The organism is Aurantiacibacter zhengii, from assembly GCF_003584125.1.
GTDB lineage: Bacteria > Pseudomonadota > Alphaproteobacteria > Sphingomonadales > Sphingomonadaceae > Alteraurantiacibacter > Alteraurantiacibacter zhengii.
Map to the genome: position 1 here is coordinate 172,631 of NZ_QXFL01000005.1, position 17,805 is coordinate 190,435.

Annotated in this window: 18 protein-coding genes; 15 read left to right on the top strand and 3 right to left on the bottom strand. The window is 65.9% G+C overall.

The window, feature by feature from the left end; genetic code table 11:
- Positions 1-57 precede the first annotated feature (57 nt).
- From D2V07_RS12570 to D2V07_RS12605, 8 genes are read left to right on the top strand one after another with little or no spacing between them, the layout of a single operon-like run.
- Complete coding sequence (locus D2V07_RS12570) at positions 58-717, top strand: hypothetical protein (RefSeq protein WP_119587351.1); 660 nt, start codon at positions 58-60, stop codon at positions 715-717.
- Positions 714-1,967 carry a DUF4350 domain-containing protein gene (locus D2V07_RS12575; RefSeq protein ID WP_119587352.1) on the top strand — a complete coding sequence of 418 codons (1,254 nt, stop codon included), beginning with the start codon at positions 714-716 and terminating at the stop codon, positions 1,965-1,967. Before D2V07_RS12570 ends, D2V07_RS12575 begins: the two co-directional genes overlap by 4 nt.
- A complete protein-coding gene (locus D2V07_RS12580) occupies positions 1,964-2,941 on the top strand; it encodes an AAA family ATPase (RefSeq protein ID WP_119587353.1) in 978 nt (325 codons plus the stop codon). The genes D2V07_RS12575 and D2V07_RS12580 overlap by 4 nt, the downstream gene beginning before the upstream one ends.
- A 7-nt stretch (positions 2,942-2,948) precedes the next feature.
- Positions 2,949-4,310, top strand: coding sequence for a DUF58 domain-containing protein (locus D2V07_RS12585; RefSeq protein WP_119587354.1), 1,362 nt, complete (start codon positions 2,949-2,951; stop codon positions 4,308-4,310).
- Complete coding sequence (locus tag D2V07_RS12590) at positions 4,310-5,359, top strand: stage II sporulation protein M (protein WP_119587355.1); 1,050 nt, start codon at positions 4,310-4,312, stop codon at positions 5,357-5,359. The genes D2V07_RS12585 and D2V07_RS12590 overlap by 1 nt, the downstream gene beginning before the upstream one ends.
- Entirely contained in the window at positions 5,356-6,246 is an 891-nt protein-coding gene (locus D2V07_RS12595) for an RDD family protein (RefSeq protein WP_119587356.1), read from the top strand. The genes D2V07_RS12590 and D2V07_RS12595 overlap by 4 nt, the downstream gene beginning before the upstream one ends.
- The gene (locus D2V07_RS12600) at positions 6,243-6,764 is read left to right on the top strand and encodes a GNAT family N-acetyltransferase (protein ID WP_233548392.1); all 522 of its coding nucleotides are present in this window, start codon (positions 6,243-6,245) and stop codon (positions 6,762-6,764) included. Before D2V07_RS12595 ends, D2V07_RS12600 begins: the two co-directional genes overlap by 4 nt.
- A gap of 60 nt (positions 6,765-6,824) precedes the next feature.
- Positions 6,825-8,078 carry a sensor domain-containing phosphodiesterase gene (locus D2V07_RS12605; RefSeq protein WP_119587357.1) on the top strand — a complete coding sequence of 418 codons (1,254 nt, stop codon included), beginning with the start codon at positions 6,825-6,827 and terminating at the stop codon, positions 8,076-8,078.
- A 6-nt stretch (positions 8,079-8,084) separates the two neighbouring features.
- Here the strand turns inward: D2V07_RS12605 and D2V07_RS12610 are convergent, their stop codons facing one another.
- Positions 8,085-9,839, bottom strand: coding sequence for a cation:proton antiporter domain-containing protein (locus D2V07_RS12610; protein WP_119587454.1), 1,755 nt, complete (start codon positions 9,837-9,839; stop codon positions 8,085-8,087).
- 37 nt (positions 9,840-9,876) lie between these two features.
- Complete coding sequence (locus D2V07_RS12615) at positions 9,877-10,890, bottom strand: zinc transporter ZntB (protein WP_119587358.1); 1,014 nt, start codon at positions 10,888-10,890, stop codon at positions 9,877-9,879.
- An 87-nt stretch (positions 10,891-10,977) separates the two neighbouring features.
- On the opposite strand from D2V07_RS12615, the gene ispG reads away from it, so the two are divergent.
- Genes ispG through D2V07_RS12650 form a run of 7 tightly spaced genes read left to right on the top strand, consistent with a single transcriptional unit; the run spans position 10,978 to position 16,396 of the window.
- Positions 10,978-12,117: a flavodoxin-dependent (E)-4-hydroxy-3-methylbut-2-enyl-diphosphate synthase gene (gene ispG, locus D2V07_RS12620; protein WP_119587455.1), complete on the top strand. Its 1,140-nt coding sequence runs from the start codon at positions 10,978-10,980 to the stop codon at positions 12,115-12,117.
- A complete protein-coding gene (locus tag D2V07_RS12625; RefSeq protein WP_119587359.1) occupies positions 12,114-12,629 on the top strand; it encodes a thioredoxin family protein in 516 nt (171 codons plus the stop codon). Before ispG ends, D2V07_RS12625 begins: the two co-directional genes overlap by 4 nt.
- Positions 12,626-13,174, top strand: coding sequence for an inorganic diphosphatase (locus tag D2V07_RS12630; protein WP_158586832.1), 549 nt, complete (start codon positions 12,626-12,628; stop codon positions 13,172-13,174). The genes D2V07_RS12625 and D2V07_RS12630 overlap by 4 nt, the downstream gene beginning before the upstream one ends.
- A 38-nt stretch (positions 13,175-13,212) precedes the next feature.
- Positions 13,213-14,106: a histone deacetylase family protein gene (locus D2V07_RS12635; protein ID WP_119587361.1), complete on the top strand. Its 894-nt coding sequence runs from the start codon at positions 13,213-13,215 to the stop codon at positions 14,104-14,106.
- A gap of 18 nt (positions 14,107-14,124) precedes the next feature.
- Positions 14,125-14,652, top strand: coding sequence for a retropepsin-like aspartic protease family protein (locus D2V07_RS12640; RefSeq protein WP_119587456.1), 528 nt, complete (start codon positions 14,125-14,127; stop codon positions 14,650-14,652).
- Positions 14,653-14,669: 17 nt separating this feature from the next.
- Positions 14,670-15,599, top strand: a complete 930-nt coding sequence (locus tag D2V07_RS12645; RefSeq protein ID WP_119587362.1) for a hypothetical protein — start codon at positions 14,670-14,672, stop codon at positions 15,597-15,599.
- Positions 15,600-15,652: 53 nt separating this feature from the next.
- On the top strand, positions 15,653-16,396 hold the full coding sequence (locus D2V07_RS12650; RefSeq protein ID WP_119587363.1) for a murein L,D-transpeptidase catalytic domain-containing protein: 744 nt from the start codon (positions 15,653-15,655) through the stop codon (positions 16,394-16,396).
- 7 nt (positions 16,397-16,403) lie between these two features.
- Here the strand turns inward: D2V07_RS12650 and D2V07_RS12655 are convergent, their stop codons facing one another.
- Positions 16,404-17,756, bottom strand: a complete 1,353-nt coding sequence (locus D2V07_RS12655; RefSeq protein WP_233548393.1) for a L,D-transpeptidase family protein — start codon at positions 17,754-17,756, stop codon at positions 16,404-16,406.
- Positions 17,757-17,805: the final 49 nt, after the last annotated feature.

Sequence of the window (17,805 nt, forward strand, 5' to 3'; positions counted from 1 at the left end):
TGGCGGCAACGCGTCGCGAGCGTTGCGTCGCGGGCCTGCCCGTGTATCCAAGCACTTGTGACGACGGGCCAGGGCACTGCTGCGCCGCCCACGAAGGCGGGGGATTTCGCATCGGCGTGGCGGGAGCTGCAGGCCGATGGCGACATCCAGTTCGCGCCCGTTGAAATGCCCGAAAGAGAGCCGCCGCCCGACTGGCTGACCGAACTGTTGCGCTGGCTGGGGGACCTGTTCGCTCCGGTCGGTAGCGCGCTGGTGGAAGTTTGGCCGGTGCTTCGGTGGGTTTTGCTGGCTGCAGCGATCCTGGCCCTCGCCTGGTTTCTCTTCGAGACTTTCGGCCCCGGTTTCAGGAGGCGCAAGCAAAAGGATCCGGCAGCCGAGGAATGGGCACCTGAGAGGGGAGAAGCGCTCGCCCTGCTGGAGGAAGCCGACCGGCTGGCAGCCACAGGCGACTATGACGAGGCGACGCACATGCTGCTGCGGCGATCGGTAATCCAGATTGCCGAGGCGCGTCCCGATATCGTCGAACCCAGCAGCACGGCGCGCGAACTGTCCGCCGAACCGCGCCTGCCCGAAGCCGCGCGCACCGCCTTTGCCCTGATCGCAGAGCCGGTGGAGCGCAGCCTGTTCGCCCTGCGCAAGCTGGATGAGGGCGACTGGCACGCCGCGCGCGCTGCCTATGCCGATTTCGCCCTTGCCCGGAAGTCGCTCCCCGCATGAGCCGCCGCACCAGCCCTTTCCGCCCCGGTACCGTGCTGGCCCTCCTTGCCGTGGGCAGCCTGGCCTTTGTCCTGCTGCTCTATTCGCTTGGCCAGGGCTGGACCGGCGGGGAAGACCGCGATGGCGGCAACCATGCGGCGGCCAACGGGCTGAACGGCTATTCCGGCCTGGTTACCCTGCTGGAACGTACGGGCAGCGAGGTGGCCGTGTCGCGCAATCCGGCGGACATGCACGAATACGGGCTCTTGGTGCTCACCCCTCCGCTGATGACAGATCCGGCCGAACTCGACGAAATCATCGAGCAGCGCCGGGAGCGCGCGGCTGGACCGACCTTGCTGATCCTTCCCAAGTGGATGGCCATGCCGGTGCCCGAAATGGACGGCGTGGAAAGCGAAGCGGGCTGGGTTACCCTGATGGGCTCCATGTCTCCGCCGTGGTTTTCCGAACTCGAAATGGCGGACGGGGCCGAACTGGCAATTGGCCAGACCGGCGAATGGCAGGGGCTTGGGCGTGGGGGAGACCTGCCCGACGAGACGCAGGTACAGGCGCTGCTGGCAGATACGATGTCGTCGATGCGCACATTGGTGGTGGATGGCGAGGGCGATGTCCTGGCTGCCGAACTGGTGCAGTCTCGTGACTATGCGGGGGAAGACCCGTGGCCGGTGATCGTGGTGTTCGAGCCGGATTTGATGAACAACTATGGCATGGCCGAAAGTGAACGTGCGCGGTTGGCGCTGCAACTGGTCGACGAGGCATCCGCGGGGGAAAACCTTCCCGTTCGCTTCGACCTCTCGCTGAACGGTCTCGGCGCGGCGGAGAATCTGCTCACGCTCGCTTTCCGCCCGCCCTTCCTCGCTGCGACCCTGTGCATGCTGCTGGCCGCGCTGGTAATCGGCTGGCGCGCGTTCCGGCGATTCGGCCCTGCCGTGGCGGAAGCGCCCGCCATGTCGCAGGGCAAGCGGCAACTGGCCCGCAACGGTGCTGCGCTGCTGCAGCGGGTGAAGCGCTGGCACCTGCTGAAACAACCCTATGAAGACATGGTAGGCCGGCGGGTGGCGCGGACGCTGGGCCTGCGCAATGCCGAAACCGACGCACGCGAACACGCCATCGACCGGGCGCTGGCCCGGCGCGGACATGAGGGGCCGAATTTCTCGCGCCTTGCCGCGGACCTGCGCAATGCCGAACGCCCGCGCGACATCCTGCGCGCGGCCCGGCGCCTGAGAACATTTGAAAGGACGCTGACCCAATGAGTGAAACTCCCGCGAACATGACGCTGGAACAGACTGCCGAACTGGCGGGCGCGATCCGCGCCGAGGTGGGCAAGGCCGTCGTCGGTATGGACATGGTGGTGGACCACCTGCTGATCGCCCTGATCGCGCAGGGGCACGTGTTGATGGAAGGCCCGCCGGGGACGGCCAAGACGTTCCTCGCGCAGTGCTTTGCCCATGCTACCGGCATGGAATTCGGCCGTATCCAGTTCACGCCGGACCTGCTGCCGGGCGACATCCTCGGCTCCAACCTGTTCAACTTCCAGACCAGTCAGTTCACCCTGACGCGCGGCCCCATCTTCCGCGAACTGCTGCTGGCGGACGAGATCAACCGCACGCCGCCCAAAACGCAGGCCGCGCTGCTCGAAGCTATGCAGGAACGCCGGGTAACGTTGGATGGCGAGACCCATTCGCTGTCCGACAATTTCATGGTGGTCGCGACGCAGAACCCCATCGAGAACCAGGGCGTCTACCCTCTTCCCGAAGCGCAGCTGGACCGTTTCGCCTTCAAGCTGCTGGTGCCCTATCCCAGCGTCGAGGAGGAGACCCGCATCGTCAAGCGCTTTGGCGAGCGCAGCGGACCGCAGGGTCCGACCGACTTCGGCATAGTGCATGTGGCCAATGCGGCGTCCATCTCCGCCGCGCAGGCTGCGGTGAAGCAGGTAACCCTCTCCGACGACGTGGTGAACTATTGCGTCGCCTTGGTCAGGGCCACGCGTGACAGTGCCGACATTGCCAGCGGTGCGAGCCCTCGCGCCGCCGTCATCCTGGCCAATGCCGCGCGCGCCCGCGCCGCGCTGGAAGGGCGCGCCTATGTCATTCCCGACGATGTGAAGGCACTGGCCACGGCCTGCCTGCGCCACCGGCTGCTGCTCTCCCCCGCCGCAGAGATCGAGGGCAAGCAGGTGGAGGACCTTGTCGCCGGGCTTATCGAACAGACCGAAGCGCCCCGCTGACCAGTCCATGAACCGCCTGCGCGCCCTTCTTTCCCGGCTTCCCGCCATTCCCATCGTGCCGACCGGGCGCACGTTGGTGATGCTGGCGCTGCTCGCCCCGCTGGCGGTGGTGATCGCGGCCACGGCGCCGGGTACCTGGATCGTGGCCCCGGCGGCGGCGCTGACCTTGCTGGCGCTTACCGTGATCGACGGCTGGCTGGCCGGGCGGCTGGTGCGCTTTACCTATCATGTCCCCCCCGATGCCGAAGTCGGGCAGGAATGCGCCATCCGGGTAGAAGCGGAGATCGAGCGCGATAGCGATGCCGACGCTCCCGAAGCAGCTCTGGGTTTCGATCCGCGCCTTGGCGCAGGCGGCGCGGCGAACTTTCGCCTCCAGCCGACAGGCCGTGCCGGCATTTTTGCTGGCGAAGGCAAGGCCCTGCCGGTGCGCCGCGGCCCCGGCGAACTGCACGACCTGTGGCTGCGTTGGCGCGGACCGCTGGGGCTGGGAGCGCGGCAGGTTCACTCCCCCCTCGATGCGCGGATCCGGGTGTGGCCCGACCTCTCCCCCGTCCGGTCTCCCGTTTTGCAGGCCTTCCTGCGCGACAGCCAGTTCGGTCTGGTTGCACGGCGCATCCGCGGCGAGGGCACCCAGTTCGAGGCGCTGAGCGAATACGAACCGGGCATGGATCGCCGCCGCATCGACTGGAAGGCCAGCGCTCGCCACACCGCGCTCTACGCCCGCGAGAACGAGGCGGAGCGCGACAACCAGATCGTTTTCGCGTTCGATTGCGGGCAGTCGATGATCGAGCCGGTGGACGGTCTGCCCCGGCTTGACCGCGCGGTATCCGCCGCCCTGATGGCCGCCTACGTCGCGCTGAAAGGGGGCGACAAGGTGAGCCTGTTCGGCTTTGCCGACCAGCCGCAGCTGATGACCCCCTTCGTCACCGACACGCGCGCCTTTCACCGGCTGCAAAGCGCGGCGGGCGATCTCGACTACACCGCGCGCGAGCCGAATTTCACGCTGGCACTGGCAACGCTGACGGCGCGGCTGAAGCGGCGCAGCCTGATCGTGCTGTTTTCCGACTTTTCGGACCCGACCTCTGCCGAATTGATGGTGGAAAGCGTGCAGCGCCTAGTGCGCCACCACCTCGTGATATTCGTCACCATGGTGGACACCGAACTGGAAGAACTCACCACGACCGAGCCCGAAACGCTGGGCGACGTGGCCGTGGCGGTGAACGCCGATGCGCTGGCACGGCAGCGGCAACTGGTGTTGCAGCGACTGAAACGGCTGGGCGTCAACGTGATAGAGGCACCGCACCAGACGATCGGCTACCGCCTGATCGACCTCTACCTCGAAACCAAGCGCACGGAGGCGATCGGCTGATGGTGCTGGCACTGTTCAGGAAGGCCGAGATTGAGCCGCCCGCCGATATCGAAGCCGCCAGCCTGCGGTCCGACCGGTTCCGGCTGGAGCGGGAAGTGGACTGGAAGCGGCTGGACCAGATCGTAACCGCGCTGGAAAAGAACAGCCCGCGCCGGATCAGCGACAAGGACCTGCTGGAACTGCCGGTGCTTTACCGCAAGGCCGCGTCCAGCCTGGCGGTGGCGCGCGAGACCTCTCTGGATGCCGCCACGCTCGCCTACCTGGAATCGCTGGTGCGGCGCGCCTGGTTCCAGGTCTATGGCCCGCGCATCGGCCTGTTCGGCTGGCTGCGCCGATTCCTGGGCGGGGGCTGGAGCGCGGCGGTGCGTGCCATCTGGCTGGATATCTGCATCGCCCTTGCGGTGATGGTGGCAGGCACGATCGTGGGCTGGCTGCTGGTCGATCAGGACGAGCGCTGGTATTATTCATTGGTGCCCGGCGCCATGGCCGATGGCCGCGCGCCCGGTGCCGATCCCGACATGCTGAGAGAGACCCTGGGAACGGCGGAAAATGCGGACGGACTGGGCGTGTTTGCCGCCTACCTGTTTTCCAACAATACCGGCGTATGCATCATGGCCTTCGCGCTCGGCTTTGCCTTCGGCGTGCCCACCCTGCTGCTGCTGGTCTATAACCTCTCGCTGCTGGGCGCGATGGTCTGGGTTTTCCAGGAAGCGGGCCTCGGCCTCGATTTCGCAGCTTGGCTCAGCGTGCACGGTACCACCGAACTGGGCGCGATCATGCTGGCCGGCGCGGCGGGCCTGCATGTCGGGCGCACGATGGCATTTCCCGGCGATCGCTCGATCCTTGCCGCGATGCAGAGCGCGGGCGTTCGCGCGGCGCAGGTGATGGCCGGCTGCACCATCATGCTGATCGTGGCGGGCCTGCTGGAAGGATATGCCAGGCAACTGGTGGGAGACACGCCGTCGCGCCTCGCCATCGGCGGGACCATGCTGACGCTGTGGATCGTCTATTTCGCGGCCATGCCTGCACCCAGGGAGCGCGAAACATGACCACGACTTCTCCCGCAACCCGGCTGGGTGATGGCGCGTCCAAACGCGCCCGCACGCTGGTGACGCCGGAAGGGCTCGCCCTGCCGCTGACCGTCGGCAGCAAAGGCGCGCGGGCCGGTGCGCTGATCCTCGACCTGGTGATCCTGCTGGTGGGCACGATCATCGTATTCGTCGCCCTCTACGCCATCGGCTTCGGCCTGTTCGACCTGGAGGCAAGCGAAGCCAACCCGGTCATGCAGGTCGTGATGATCGTGGTGATCCTGTTCGGCTTCCTTGCGCGATACGGCTATTTCCTGTGGTTCGAGCTGGGTCCGCGCGCGGCCACGCCGGGAAAGCGGCTGGTGGGCCTGCGCGTCGCGGCAAGGGACGGCGGGCGGCTGACAGCGGAAATGGTGATCGCCCGCAACCTGGTGCGCGACGCGGAAGTGTTCCTGCCCGCTTTCTTCCTGCTGGGCGGCGGCCAGGAGGCTGGCATCGCCGGCTGGGCCGCCTTCATCTGGCTGGCGGTGTTCGTGCTGTTCCCCTTCTTCAACCGGGATGCGCTGCGTGCAGGAGACCTGGTGGCAGGAACCTGGGTGGTGGAAGCAAGCCGCCTGAAACTGAAGGATGCTATGTCCCTCGCCCCCGACCGCGCGGACACCTATCGCTTTGGCGAGGCGGAACTGGCGGTCTACGGCGAACACGAATTGCAGGTGCTGGAAAAGGTGCTGCGCGAAGACAGGCCGCAGGCGCTTCGCGAAGTGGCGGAGGCTATTACCGGCAAGATCGGCTGGCAGCTGGGCGAAGGGGACGAGCGCGAATTCCTGGAGGCGTTCTACGCCGCGCTGCGCGGCCATCTTGAGGGCAACATGCGCTTTGGCAAACGCAAGCGGGACAAGTTCTCGTGACGCTGCTGCGCGATGCCACGCCCGATGATGCCGAGGCGCTCGCCCGCCTGGGGCGCGAGAGCTTCTGTCACGCTTTCGAGGATCTCTATCGGCCACAGGACCTGCGGCAATTCCTGGAAGAAACCTATTCGGCGCGGGCCATTGCGCAGGAAATCGCCGACCCCGGCATTCGCCACCAGTTGACGCAGGATGCGCCCGGCAGCCCGCTAAGCGCCTTTATCAAGGTGAGGTACGCCAGCCCCTACACCGAGTATTCGGACGCCGCGAACCCGCTGTGCCTTGGCCAGCTCTACACCGATCCCGCCCGCACGGGCGAAGGGCTTGGCGCTGTTCTGGTGGATTGGTGCCTGGACCTTGCGCGCGGGCGCGGCTGCGACGCCGTGCAGCTCTCGGTCTACAGCGAGAACTACGGTGCGCAGCGGTTCTACCAGCGCTATGGCTTTGGCAAGATTGCCGATATCGTATTCTGGGTGGGCGAACAGCGCGACGCTGAATTCCTCTACGAATTGCGCCTCTAGCTGCTGCAATAGCAATCTGGGTTAAGAGGCCCTTAGGGCTTTTCCGCCATACCTTTGGCGATGGGAATAGTAGCACCGATCTTGCCCGCCTTCGACGAGGCTTCCGCCCGCCCGCTGGCCGATGAACTCGTCACCGATCCGGGTATCGATCGCATCCTGGCATCGGTGCGCGGACATCTCGGCGTCGAGATCGCCTTCGTCTCCCGCTATGTCGAGGATGACCAGCGCGAACTCACCCATGTCAGTTCCGACCTCGATTTGCCGATGGGCCCCGGCTTTCGCGAACATCGCGAGGAGAGCTATTGCTGGCACATCCTCAATGGCCGCCTGCCCGAACTGATTCAGGATCCGGCCGACCACCCGCTGACGCAGAAGCTGGCGATTACCGATTTCCTGCCCGTGGGCTGCCACATCAACACCCCCCTGCGGCTTGCCGATGGCACCGTCTGGGGCAGTTTCTGCGCGCTGGGGCGCACGCCCGATCGCAGCTTGAACGCGCGTGACCTGAATATCCTGAAAAGCTTTGCCGGTCTGGTGGGCGAGCGCATCGAGGCCTCGCTGGAAGAAGACATCATGCTGCGCCAGGCGCGCCGCCGGGTGGAGGCCATGCTGGATGGCCACGCCGTGACCATTTTCCAGCAGCCGATCCACGACCTTGCCAACGGCAGGCCCGTGGGCGTGGAATGTCTTGCCCGCTTCCCCGACCTGACGAAGCGCGGGCCGCAGGCCTGGTTCGACGATGCTGAACGCACCGGCCTTGGCAACCAGCTGGAAATGACCGCTGTGCGCTGCGCCCTGGAAACCGTGGGCACGGTGCCCGACGGCATTTACGCCGCCATCAATGCCTCGCCTGCCACCATCATTTCGGGCGAGCTGCGCAAGGTGCTGGAACAGTCGGGTGCCCGCGATCTGGTGATCGAGGTTACCGAGCACCAGCAAGTCGCGGATTTCGGGGCACTGGCGCGCGAGATTGCCGCGCTCAAGCCGTTCGCCCGCATCGCGATCGACGATGTCGGCACCGGCTATTCCGGTCTCCGCCACCTGATCGAGCTGCAGCCCGACGTGCTCAAGATGGACATGATTCTCACGCGCGAGTGCGACACCGATCCGGCACGCCGGGCCATCGCCGCTGCCATGGTGCAGTTCTCGCGCGATATCGGCGCAAAGCTGGTCGCCGAGGGGATCGAGACCGAAGGCGAGCGCGCGGTGATGCAAGATCTGGGCGTCGATCATGGCCAAGGCTACCTGTTCGCCCGTCCGTTGCCGGTCGTGGCCGCGCAGCAGCACTTGCTGGGCGTCGCGCTGGGCGAATAGGGGCGCCTAGCCCTCCCCGCGCAGTTCCCTTTGCTGCTGGCGGGTCATTTCCTGGGCCGCGTAGATATTCCCGCCCTCGATCTGCACGTCCATGCGCTTGCGGTCGTTTTCCCGGTAGGTGCCTTCCGCATCCTCGATCTCGCGCTCGCTCAGCCCGATGTTCTCCAGCGCCATGCGGGCAACCGCGATGGCACTTTCGTAAACTTCGCGCATGACATATTCCGCCTTGCTGTTCGCCAGCGCGATCACGCTCTTGCGGTCGAACCCGCGCACGTAGATCGTTGCCTTGGGAAAGGCCTCTGCCACGGCATCGATAAATTCGCGCTCGGGCACCTCGTCCATGCAGAACATGATCAGCTGCACTTCGGCCGCGCCCGCCTGACGCAGCAGGTCCATCCGCGTGCCGTCGCCGAAATAGACCTTGCTGCCGAATTCTTCCGCCGTGTCGATCTGGGCGCTGTTCCGGTCGATCAGGGTCACCGACAGCCCGCCCGCCAGCAGCGTCTGCGCCACGGTCTGGCCGAAGCGGCCGAAGCCCACCACCAGTGCGCTGGCACCTTCGTCGCGGGGTTCCTCGCGCGATTGTTCTGCGCCCTTCGGCTCCTGCCGGATCCTGCGGGTCGCGATCATCAGGAACGGCGTTGCCGCCATCGAGAGCGTGACGATAGCACCGAACAGGCTGGACTGGTCCATCGAGATCAGCCCGCCCTGCACCGCCTGGGTATAGAGCACGAAGGCGAACTCGCCGCCCTGGCTCAGTAGCAGGCCAAGCGCCAGCGCCGCGCGCCAGCGCATTTTCATGACCAGCCCCAGCCCCATGATGATGGCTGTCTTCAGCGCGATCAGCAGCACCGCGAAGCCGAGCACGAACAGCGGGTTCTCGGCAATCACGCCAAGGTCCAGCATCATCCCCACGGCCACGAAGAACAGGCCCAGCAGGATGGCGCGGAACGGCTCGATATCGGCTTCCAGCTCGTGCCGGTAACGGGTGTCGGCCAGCATGACGCCTGCAATGAACGCACCAAGCGCGGCAGACAGGCCCAGCGCTTCCATCACCACGGCGCTCGCCAGCACGGTGAACAGCGCGGCCACGATGAACAGCTCCCGCTCACCAAGCGTGCCGATCAGGCTGAACAGCGGGCGGATCAGCAGGCGGCCCGCGGCGACAAGACCCAGCACGGCTGCCAGCGTCAGCAGGCCCAGCATCCAGCCCGACGGCCCGTCTTCGCCGCCAGTGCCCAGCGCCGCGACGATGGTGATGAGGGGAATGATGGAGAGGTCCTGGAACAGCAGGATGGCAAAAGCCCGTTCGCCAAACGGCGTACGCAGGCGTCCGCCCGCCTGCAGCATCGGCAGCACCTGCGCGGTGGAGGACAGGCCAAGCGGCAAGCCGATCGCCAGCGCGGCGGCGTAGGGGTAGCCGAGCAGCGCCAGCACCGTGGCGCTAACCGCCAGGCCGCAGGCCGTGACCTGCGCCAGTCCCAAGCCGAAGATCGCGCCCTTCATTCGCCAGAGCCGCGCCGGCGACAGTTCCAGTCCGACCACGAACAGCAGCATGACGATGCCCAGTTCGGCGACCTCGGCCATTTCCTGCGCATTGCCGACGAGGCCCAGCACATGCGGCCCCAGTACGGCGCCCGCCACGAGATAGCCCAGCGTCGCGCCAAGGCCCGCGCGGCGGAAAGCCAGAACGGCCACCATGGCAAAGCCCAGCATCAGCATGGCATCGCGCAGCAGCAGTCCGGCCGAGTGCTCTTCCATCATTCAACTCCAGCCAATGCCGATCACGCGGCTGCGGTCACAGCCATTTCCACTTCCAGAACAATGCCAGCTGCACCAGCAGGATGGTGCAGCACAGGCCGACCACGATCCAGAATGCGTTGCCGTCTTCCACCCCCGGCATCCCGCCGACATTGATGCCCAGCAGTCCGGTGATGAAACCGAGCGGAAGGAAGATGCCCGCCACGATGGTGAGGAGGTAGGTCGCCTGTTCGTTGCGCGCAATGGAGCGACTGCGAACATCGTCCATCAGCACCACGGCGCTTTCCTTACTGATGTCGAGATCGTCGAGATAGCGCCGCAGCCGGTCGATGGACTCGGCAATCTCGCGCCGGTCGTGATCCTCGAACCACGGCGGGGCATAGCGCGAGATCGCCTCCAGCGCCTCGTGCATGGGGCCCATGTGGCGCTTCAGCCCCAGGCAGTTGCGGCGGATCACGGCGATCTTCTCCAGCATCTCCTCCGCCTCGCCGTCCTGCTCCTGCTCCTCCAGCGCATCGATATGTTCGTTCATGTCGACGATGGAGCGGTTCATCCGGTTGATCATCGCTTCCGTCAGTTCGGTGATGAGAGCGCCTGCGTCGGTGGGTCCGGCCTCCCGCCGGTCGATCATGGCCAGCACCCGGCGCGGGGTCTGCAGGGGCAGGCGGCGCAGGGTGATCAGGCGGCTGCCGTCGCACCACAGCTGCATGGAAAGCATGTCTTCGGGTTCGGCACCGGGATTGAAGTTGATGCCGCGCAGCGTGGCCACCAAGGTGTTACCTTCGCGAAAGGCACGCGGGCGGGTGCGGTCGCTGACCAGCAGTTCGCGCGTGGGTTCGGGAATGTCGAGCGCTTCCAGCCATTCCATCACGCCCGGGCGGTTGCGGCACAGGTGAACCCACAGCACCTCTCCCGGGCGGGACGGCGTCCAGTGCCGCGCCTCTTCCCATTCGAGCGGCCTGCCCGCGCCAACCCCGTCCAGCACACGGGCGAACAGCAGGGGGTGATCTTCGGGGCAATCGGGTGCCGGTTTTTCTTCGATTTCGTCCATCGCCCGTTGTCATGCCGCAAATGGCTGCGCCTGTCATTGCCCCTTCATGCAAGGCGGCCTATATCCGTGTCCATGTCCGCAGACGCCATTTCCAAGGTTCGCCCCTGGCGCATGATAGAGCGCCGCCAGTCCCGCCAGATCATGGTCGGCCACGTGCCGGTCGGCGGCGATGCGCCGATCACCGTGCAGACGATGACGAACACGCCGACGGAGGACGTGGGCGCGACCATCGACCAGATACGCCGTTGCGAGGATGCGGGCGCGGACATCATCCGCGTGTCCTGCCCCACGGCGGAATCGACCGCGAACTTCGACCAGATCACCAAGGCGGCGAACGTGCCGATCGTGGCCGACATCCATTTCCACTACAAGCGCGCGCTGGAAGCCGCCGACAAGGGCGCGGCCTGCCTGCGTATCAATCCCGGCAACATCGGTTCGTCGGAGCGGGTGGCGGAGGTTGTTCGCGCGGCGAAGGCCAACGGCTGCGCGATCCGTATCGGGGTAAACGCAGGTAGCCTCGAGAAGGACCTGCTCGAGAAATACGGCGAGCCGTGCCCGGAGGCGCTGATCGAAAGCGCGCTGGACCATATCAAGCTGCTGCAGGACCACGATTTCCACGAATACAAGGTCGCGGTGAAAGCCAGCGACGTGTTCCTGGCCGTCGCCGCCTACCACGGCCTTGCCGAAGCGGTGGATTGCCCGCTGCACCTGGGCATTACCGAGGCCGGCGGGCTGATCGGCGGCACGGTGAAAAGCTCCATCGGCATCGGCAGCCTGCTGTGGGCGGGCATCGGTGACACCATCCGCGTCTCGCTTTCGGCGGAGCCGGAACAGGAAGTGCGCGTGGGCTTCGAAATGCTGAAAGCGCTGGGCCTGCGCACCCGCGGCGTTCGCGTAGTCTCCTGTCCCTCGTGCTCGCGCCAGGGTTTCGACGTGATCCGCACGGTGGAGGCGCTGGAAGCACGGCTGGAGCATATCAAGACGCCGATGAGCCTCTCGGTCCTCGGCTGCGTGGTGAACGGCCCGGGCGAAGCGCGCGAAACCGACATCGGCATCACCGGCGGCGGCGCGGGCAAGCACATGGTCTACCTCTCCGGCGTGACCGACCACCACGTGCAGAGCGACGACATGCTCGATCACATCGTGAAACTGGTGGAAGAAAAGGCCGCGCAGATCGAAGCGGGCACGGCCACGGCCTTCGATCCCCATGCAGAGGCCGCCGAATGATCCGCACACGCGGGCTGGCAGCTCTGACCGCGCTGGGATTGCTGGGCGCTTGCGCATCGACCGGGACGCACGAGATCGCCGGTCCGGCGGCCATCAGCCATCCGGAAGGCGCGGTGTTCGATCCTTCCCTCGATGCCCATGCAGCCGTGGATGCCGCGCTGGAAAGCGCCCGCACTAACAACACCAGGGTGTTGCTGGTGATGGGCGCCAACTGGTGCCACGACAGCCGCGCGCTGACGAGCTACCTGATGGAGCCAGAACTCGCCGACCTGCTCGAAGCAAGCTATGAGGTCGTCTATATCGACGTCGGTCTGCCGCAGACCGGCGATGGCTTCAATCTCGACATCGCCGAACGCTTCGGCGTCACATCCGAAGGCACGCCCAACGTGCTGGTGCTGGATGCCGACGGCGGATTGCTCAATTCGCAGGAGGACGCGACAAGCTGGCGCAATTCCGCCAGCCGCACCTCGTCAGACGTTCTTGCCACGCTGCAAGGCTGGGCCGCCTCTTGATCGACGCGGATCATCTTGCCCGCATCCCGGCCCGAGACAAGGACGGGCTGCTGCACGCCTTCATCGAATGTCCCAAGGGCAATGGTCACAAAATCGACCTCGACAAGGAACTGGGGCTTTTCCGCTGGGCGCTGGAATTGCCTGAAGGCGTGACATTCCCAGCCAATTTCGGTTTCATTCCGGCGACCATGGCCGACGATGGCGATGCGCTGGACGTGCTGGTTTTGAGCGGCGGGGCGCTGCCTTCGGGCACGCTGGTTGCCGTTCGGCCCGTCGCAGTGCTGCGGATGGAGCAGGAAGAAAACGGCGAAATGGTCCGCAACGACAGGCTGGTGGGCGTACCCCCGCTCAGCCAGAGTTTCGGGAAGGTGGAAAAGCTGGCGGACTTGCGCGAGACGATGCTGTGGGAACTCGGCACCTTTTTCCGCACCTACAACAGGATGATCGGGCGCACGATCAACATTCTCGATCCCGGTGACGAGAAGGATGCGCAAGACCTGGCCGAGAAGGCCATCGCCATGAAGAAAAACGCCAACACCGGCTGATCGTTCGCTTGCTCCACGTTGTCCATCACGCCGATTACATGGCCCCGCGCCCGGAACGCGGCACCTTCAAGTTCGACAAGTACTTCCTCGTGATGGAGGAACTTCGCGCAAGCAAGGCCCCCATTACCGAACACGCCCCCGATCCCATGCCGCGCGAGTGGCTTGAAGCGGTGCATTGCCCCGACTACGTGGAACACGTGTTCACCAGCACCGTACCGCGCGAGAAGGAGCGGCGAATCGGCTTTCCCGTCACCCCGCACATCGCCAGCCGCGTGCGCCACACCAACGGCGGCACCTGGCTGGCCGCGCAACTGGCGATGGAGCACGGCTATGCCGCAAACAGCGCGGCGGGCAGCCACCATGCGCTGCACGATACCGGGGCTGGTTACTGCGTGTTCAACGACCTTGCCGTTGCCAGCAACCGCCTGATTGCAGAAGGGGATGCGAGCCGCGTGCTGATCGTCGACCTCGACGTGCACCAGGGCGACGGCACGGCCAGCCTTACCGCACTGCGCGATGACGTGTTCACCCTGTCGATCCATGCCGAGAAGAACTTTCCCGCGCGCAAGGCCCGCTCCAACCGCGATGTCGGCCTGCCCGATGGACTGGACGATGATGGTTACATGGAAGTGCTGGACCGCGAACTGCCGCCGCTGATCGAGAAGTTCGCGCCCGACATCGTGCTCTATCAGGCGGGCGTGGACCCGCACGGGGACGACAAGCTGGGGCGGCTTGCGCTGACCGACGACGGCCTCGAACGGCGAGACCGGTTCGTGATCGCGCAGGCCCGCCGGCGCGGCCTGCCCGTCGCCAGTGCCCTTGGCGGAGGCTACGGAGCGGACCAGCGCGCCGTCGCCCGCAGGCACGCCGCATCCATGCTGGCGATGGCGGACGAGGACCGCCTTTACTCCGTGGCAAGACCTGGCGGTTAGAATGGCGCGCATATGGACATGCGCCTGCCCCTTGCCTGCGTGATGATAGTCGGCCTCGCCGTCGGTTTCGCCCTGCCGGTGATGGAAGCGGACAAGGATCTTGCAGGCGCGGAAGATCAGGCGGGCGAGAGCGCGATCACGCTTGGCGCCGCGCAACAGATCGGCCAGCAGGGCTGGGCGCAGGAGGTCATGCTCGAACGCGAACCCGACGGCCACTTCTATGCCGATGTCTTCGTGGAAGGCGTGCCTTCCAGGATGCTGGTGGATACCGGCGCCAGCGTGGTGGCGCTGACAGGCGAGGATGCGCTCGCCATGGGCCTGTACTGGGACGAGAACGATGTCGCTGCCGTGGCGCAGGGGGCAAGCGGCGCGGTCTATGGCGTGAACACCGTGGTGCCGCGCATGCGCCTTGGCGATTTCGAGGCGAGCGACGTGCGCGCCGTCATCATTCCCGAAGGGCTCGGCATATCGCTGTTGGGCCAGTCGTTCCTCGAGACCATCGACAATGTGCGCATCGCCGATGATCGCATGGTGCTGGAGAACTAGCCGATGGACCTGTGCCGATGAACATGGGCAGCCTTCTGCCACGCCGCTGGCGCTCCAAGCTGGAAGCCACCCGCCATGCGGAGGCGATCAGCGGTGTGCTGGATACAGCGCCGATTACCCCGAGGCAGGATGGCGTCGTCCTGTTTTCCATGATCGGCACCGCCGTGCTGCTGCCTTACCTGGTGGCGGTGAAATCGCTGTGGCACCACCTGGGCCGGGGCCGCATTGCAATCCTGGACGACGGCACGCTGACCGCGCAGGACCGCGCGATTCTGGCGCATCATTGCGGCGATCCGCAGATCATGCGCATCACCGATGTGAAGCTTGGCGAGTTTCCTGCAGGCGGCACTTGGGAACGGCTGCTGACCATCCTCGACAACCGGGCGGGAGAGTACTGGATCCAGCTCGACAGCGACACGGTGACCATCGGCCCGGTGCCGGAAATTGCCGATGCCATCGGCCGCAATCGCAGTTTCCTGTTCCTGGGCGGCAGCGATGCCGAGGTAGGGCCACTGCCGCTGGATGAATTTCGCCAGCGCTTCTATCCTGCGGGGCCGGCAGAGGGGCATGTGCAGGCGCGCATCGAAAGCCGGCTCGACACCATCGATCCGGGGCGCGGCTGGAAATATGCGCGCGGATGCTCGGGCTTCGCGGGGTTTGCCGCCACCGGCAACGGGCGGCCCCTCGCGTCCGCCTTCCTGACGGAAATGAAGCGCATCATCGGCGAGGAGGATGTCACCATCTGGGGCACCGAGCAGGTGACCAGCAACTTCCACCTCTCCAATGAGGCGGAACCGGTGGTGCTGCCCTACGCGCGCTACATGAATTACTGGAACGAGGCGTGGGGCGATGACACGCGTTTCATCCATTTCGTCGGTACCCACCGGCACGACAACGGCGCCTATATCGCCGCGAGCTGCGATGCGATCGAGCGACTGAAGGGCTAGGCATCAGCCTCGCATATGGACAAGGTTCATCATTGCTGCGTTATAGCGGTCCCATGAACCGCCGCGATCTCCTGACCACGACGCTTGCCGCCGGTGCCGCTCTGGCAGCCTCCCCTGCCCGCGTCTTCGCACAGGCCGCACCAGATCCGCGGACCCGCCGCCTGCTGGAGATTGCCAGCGAGCAGGTCGCACGCGCCAGGGCGCACCTGTGGCGGCGCGACGTGGTGGGCATCGCCGATTTCGGCCTGCATTCCAGCTGGCCGCGTTTCCACTTCGTGAACCTCGAAAACGGCACGGCAGACAGCGTGCTGGTAAGCCACGGCAGCGGCTCCGACCCCGAGCACGATGGCTGGCTCAACGGTTACTCCAACCTGCACAACAGCTGGGCAACCAGCCGCGGCGCCTACATCACCTGGGAATGGTACGAGGGGCGCTACGGCACCTCCGTGCGTCTGGGCGGGTTGGACGAGACGAATTCCAACGCCTTCCCCCGCGCCATCGTGATGCACGCCGCGGACTACGCCACGCCCGCCCATGTCGAACGCTGGGGGCGGCTGGGCCGCTCCAACGGTTGCTTCGCTTTCGGGCCGGAGGTGTTTCCGCGGGCCCTGACCCGGTTGATGGGCGGTCGCCTGCTATTTGCCGACAGCCTGGGCATCGGCCCCGACGGCCAGACCGTCGACGCGCCGCCGCAGGAAACGCCCGACTTCGCGGCCATTGCTGCCGAGAACGACGCGCGCGATGCGCTGCAGGCTCCGGCACAGGATGAACCGGGCGAACTACCCGCCGACGACTGACTGCGCGTCAGATGATCGAGTTGAGATCGTCGACGACCTCGATCACTTCCTCGTCCGTTTCGCGTGCGCGGTTACCCACGCGCGGGGCATCCAGCGCCGCCAGCACCGGCGCATCGCGGTCGTAGATGTCGTTGAACTGGCGCAGGTTTCCATCCACGTCCACGCCGTAGGTGAAGTAGGTGATGTAGACCGGCATCGTCCGCTCTACCGGCACGCGGGTGTATTCGCCGCCGCGGGATATCGCCACGGCCTCGTCGCGCGTCGCACCGCCACCTAGGATTGCCACGGTCATCGCCAGTTCCAGTGCGCGTTCCACGCGGATGCAACCATGGCTACGCGCGCGGTTGTCGCTGTTGAACAGGTTGCGCGCCGGGGTATCGTGCAGAAAGATCGCGTGCGGGTTGGGCATGTCGAGCTTCATCATGCCGAGCGAATTGCCCGGACCCGGCTGCTGCACCACCGTCACGAAGCCGTTGGCCCCGCGCGTGGCGCGGTAACCGTTGTTGCGCGCCCAGGTTGGGTTGTTGAGCACCCGGTTGCCCAGACCCTCACCCACCACGATGCTCTGCGGCACGGTCCAGGTCGGGTTGAACACCACGCCTTCCACGGTTTCCATCAACTGCGGCGTGGCCGTGCGGCCCGGTGCGCCCACGATGGTGCGATAGGTGCGGATGATCTGTCCGTTCACCATCAGGCGAAGCTGGTATTCGGGCACGTTGGTAAGCAGGTACTGCCCGCCAAGATCACGCGGCAGCCAGCGCCAGCGATCCATGTTGGCGAGGATCAGGCGGCGCTCCTGCGTATCACCGTCGTCCGCTGCGGCTAGGGCCTCGCGCAGCGCCTCGTAGTCCTCGTGCGTGGGCGCGAGCGATGCGATCACGCCAGCCACATCGCCGCTTTCCAGCGCGTCTGCCATCAGCTTGCCCGTGGGGAGAAGATCGGCATCGGGGTCGACCACGAACCACTGCCGCCGCGCTTCCATCGGCGTGCGCCCGTCCCGCAGGTCCTCCACCAGCCAGGTGAAGACGCCGCTGGCGCGCGCATCCAGCGCGGCGCTTTCTCCCCGCTCGATCTCTGCGCGCAGCAGGTCGGGGCGATAGTCGGCCGGATCGAGGCCTTCGGCACCGATCGCTTCCACCACCGCCGCCAGGGCCATGGCATTGTCGACGCTCCAGCGCTGTACACGCGCCAGGCGCGGGTCCTGCTGCACGACCTCGCGGGTCTCCGCGCCGGGCGTGGAGGTAACCGGTGCGGCATCGTCCTGCTGCAGCGGATCCTGCGCAAACAGGGTCTGCGCCGCTGCCGGCGAGGTCGCCAGCATCGTCGCCAGACCAAGACTGCCAAATTGCGCCAGCCGCATTCGAATCGCACCTTTGTTTACCATGTTATCCCTGTAATTCTGCCGTTTG

Coding starts and splice junctions, on each gene's coding strand:
- D2V07_RS12575 (WP_119587352.1), top strand. CDS start 714: ATGAGCCGCCGCACCAGCCCTTTCCGCCCCGGTACCGTGCTGGCCCTC.
- D2V07_RS12580 (WP_119587353.1), top strand. CDS start 1,964: ATGAGTGAAACTCCCGCGAACATGACGCTGGAACAGACTGCCGAACTG.
- D2V07_RS12585 (WP_119587354.1), top strand. CDS start 2,949: ATGAACCGCCTGCGCGCCCTTCTTTCCCGGCTTCCCGCCATTCCCATC.
- D2V07_RS12590 (WP_119587355.1), top strand. CDS start 4,310: ATGGTGCTGGCACTGTTCAGGAAGGCCGAGATTGAGCCGCCCGCCGAT.
- D2V07_RS12595 (WP_119587356.1), top strand. CDS start 5,356: ATGACCACGACTTCTCCCGCAACCCGGCTGGGTGATGGCGCGTCCAAA.
- D2V07_RS12605 (WP_119587357.1), top strand. CDS start 6,825: ATGGGAATAGTAGCACCGATCTTGCCCGCCTTCGACGAGGCTTCCGCC.
- D2V07_RS12610 (WP_119587454.1), bottom strand. CDS start 9,839: ATGGAAGAGCACTCGGCCGGACTGCTGCTGCGCGATGCCATGCTGATG.
- D2V07_RS12615 (WP_119587358.1), bottom strand. CDS start 10,890: ATGGACGAAATCGAAGAAAAACCGGCACCCGATTGCCCCGAAGATCAC.
- D2V07_RS12625 (WP_119587359.1), top strand. CDS start 12,114: ATGATCCGCACACGCGGGCTGGCAGCTCTGACCGCGCTGGGATTGCTG.
- D2V07_RS12635 (WP_119587361.1), top strand. CDS start 13,213: ATGGCCCCGCGCCCGGAACGCGGCACCTTCAAGTTCGACAAGTACTTC.
- D2V07_RS12640 (WP_119587456.1), top strand. CDS start 14,125: ATGCGCCTGCCCCTTGCCTGCGTGATGATAGTCGGCCTCGCCGTCGGT.
- D2V07_RS12645 (WP_119587362.1), top strand. CDS start 14,670: ATGAACATGGGCAGCCTTCTGCCACGCCGCTGGCGCTCCAAGCTGGAA.
- D2V07_RS12650 (WP_119587363.1), top strand. CDS start 15,653: ATGAACCGCCGCGATCTCCTGACCACGACGCTTGCCGCCGGTGCCGCT.
- D2V07_RS12655 (WP_233548393.1), bottom strand. CDS start 17,756: ATGCGGCTGGCGCAATTTGGCAGTCTTGGTCTGGCGACGATGCTGGCG.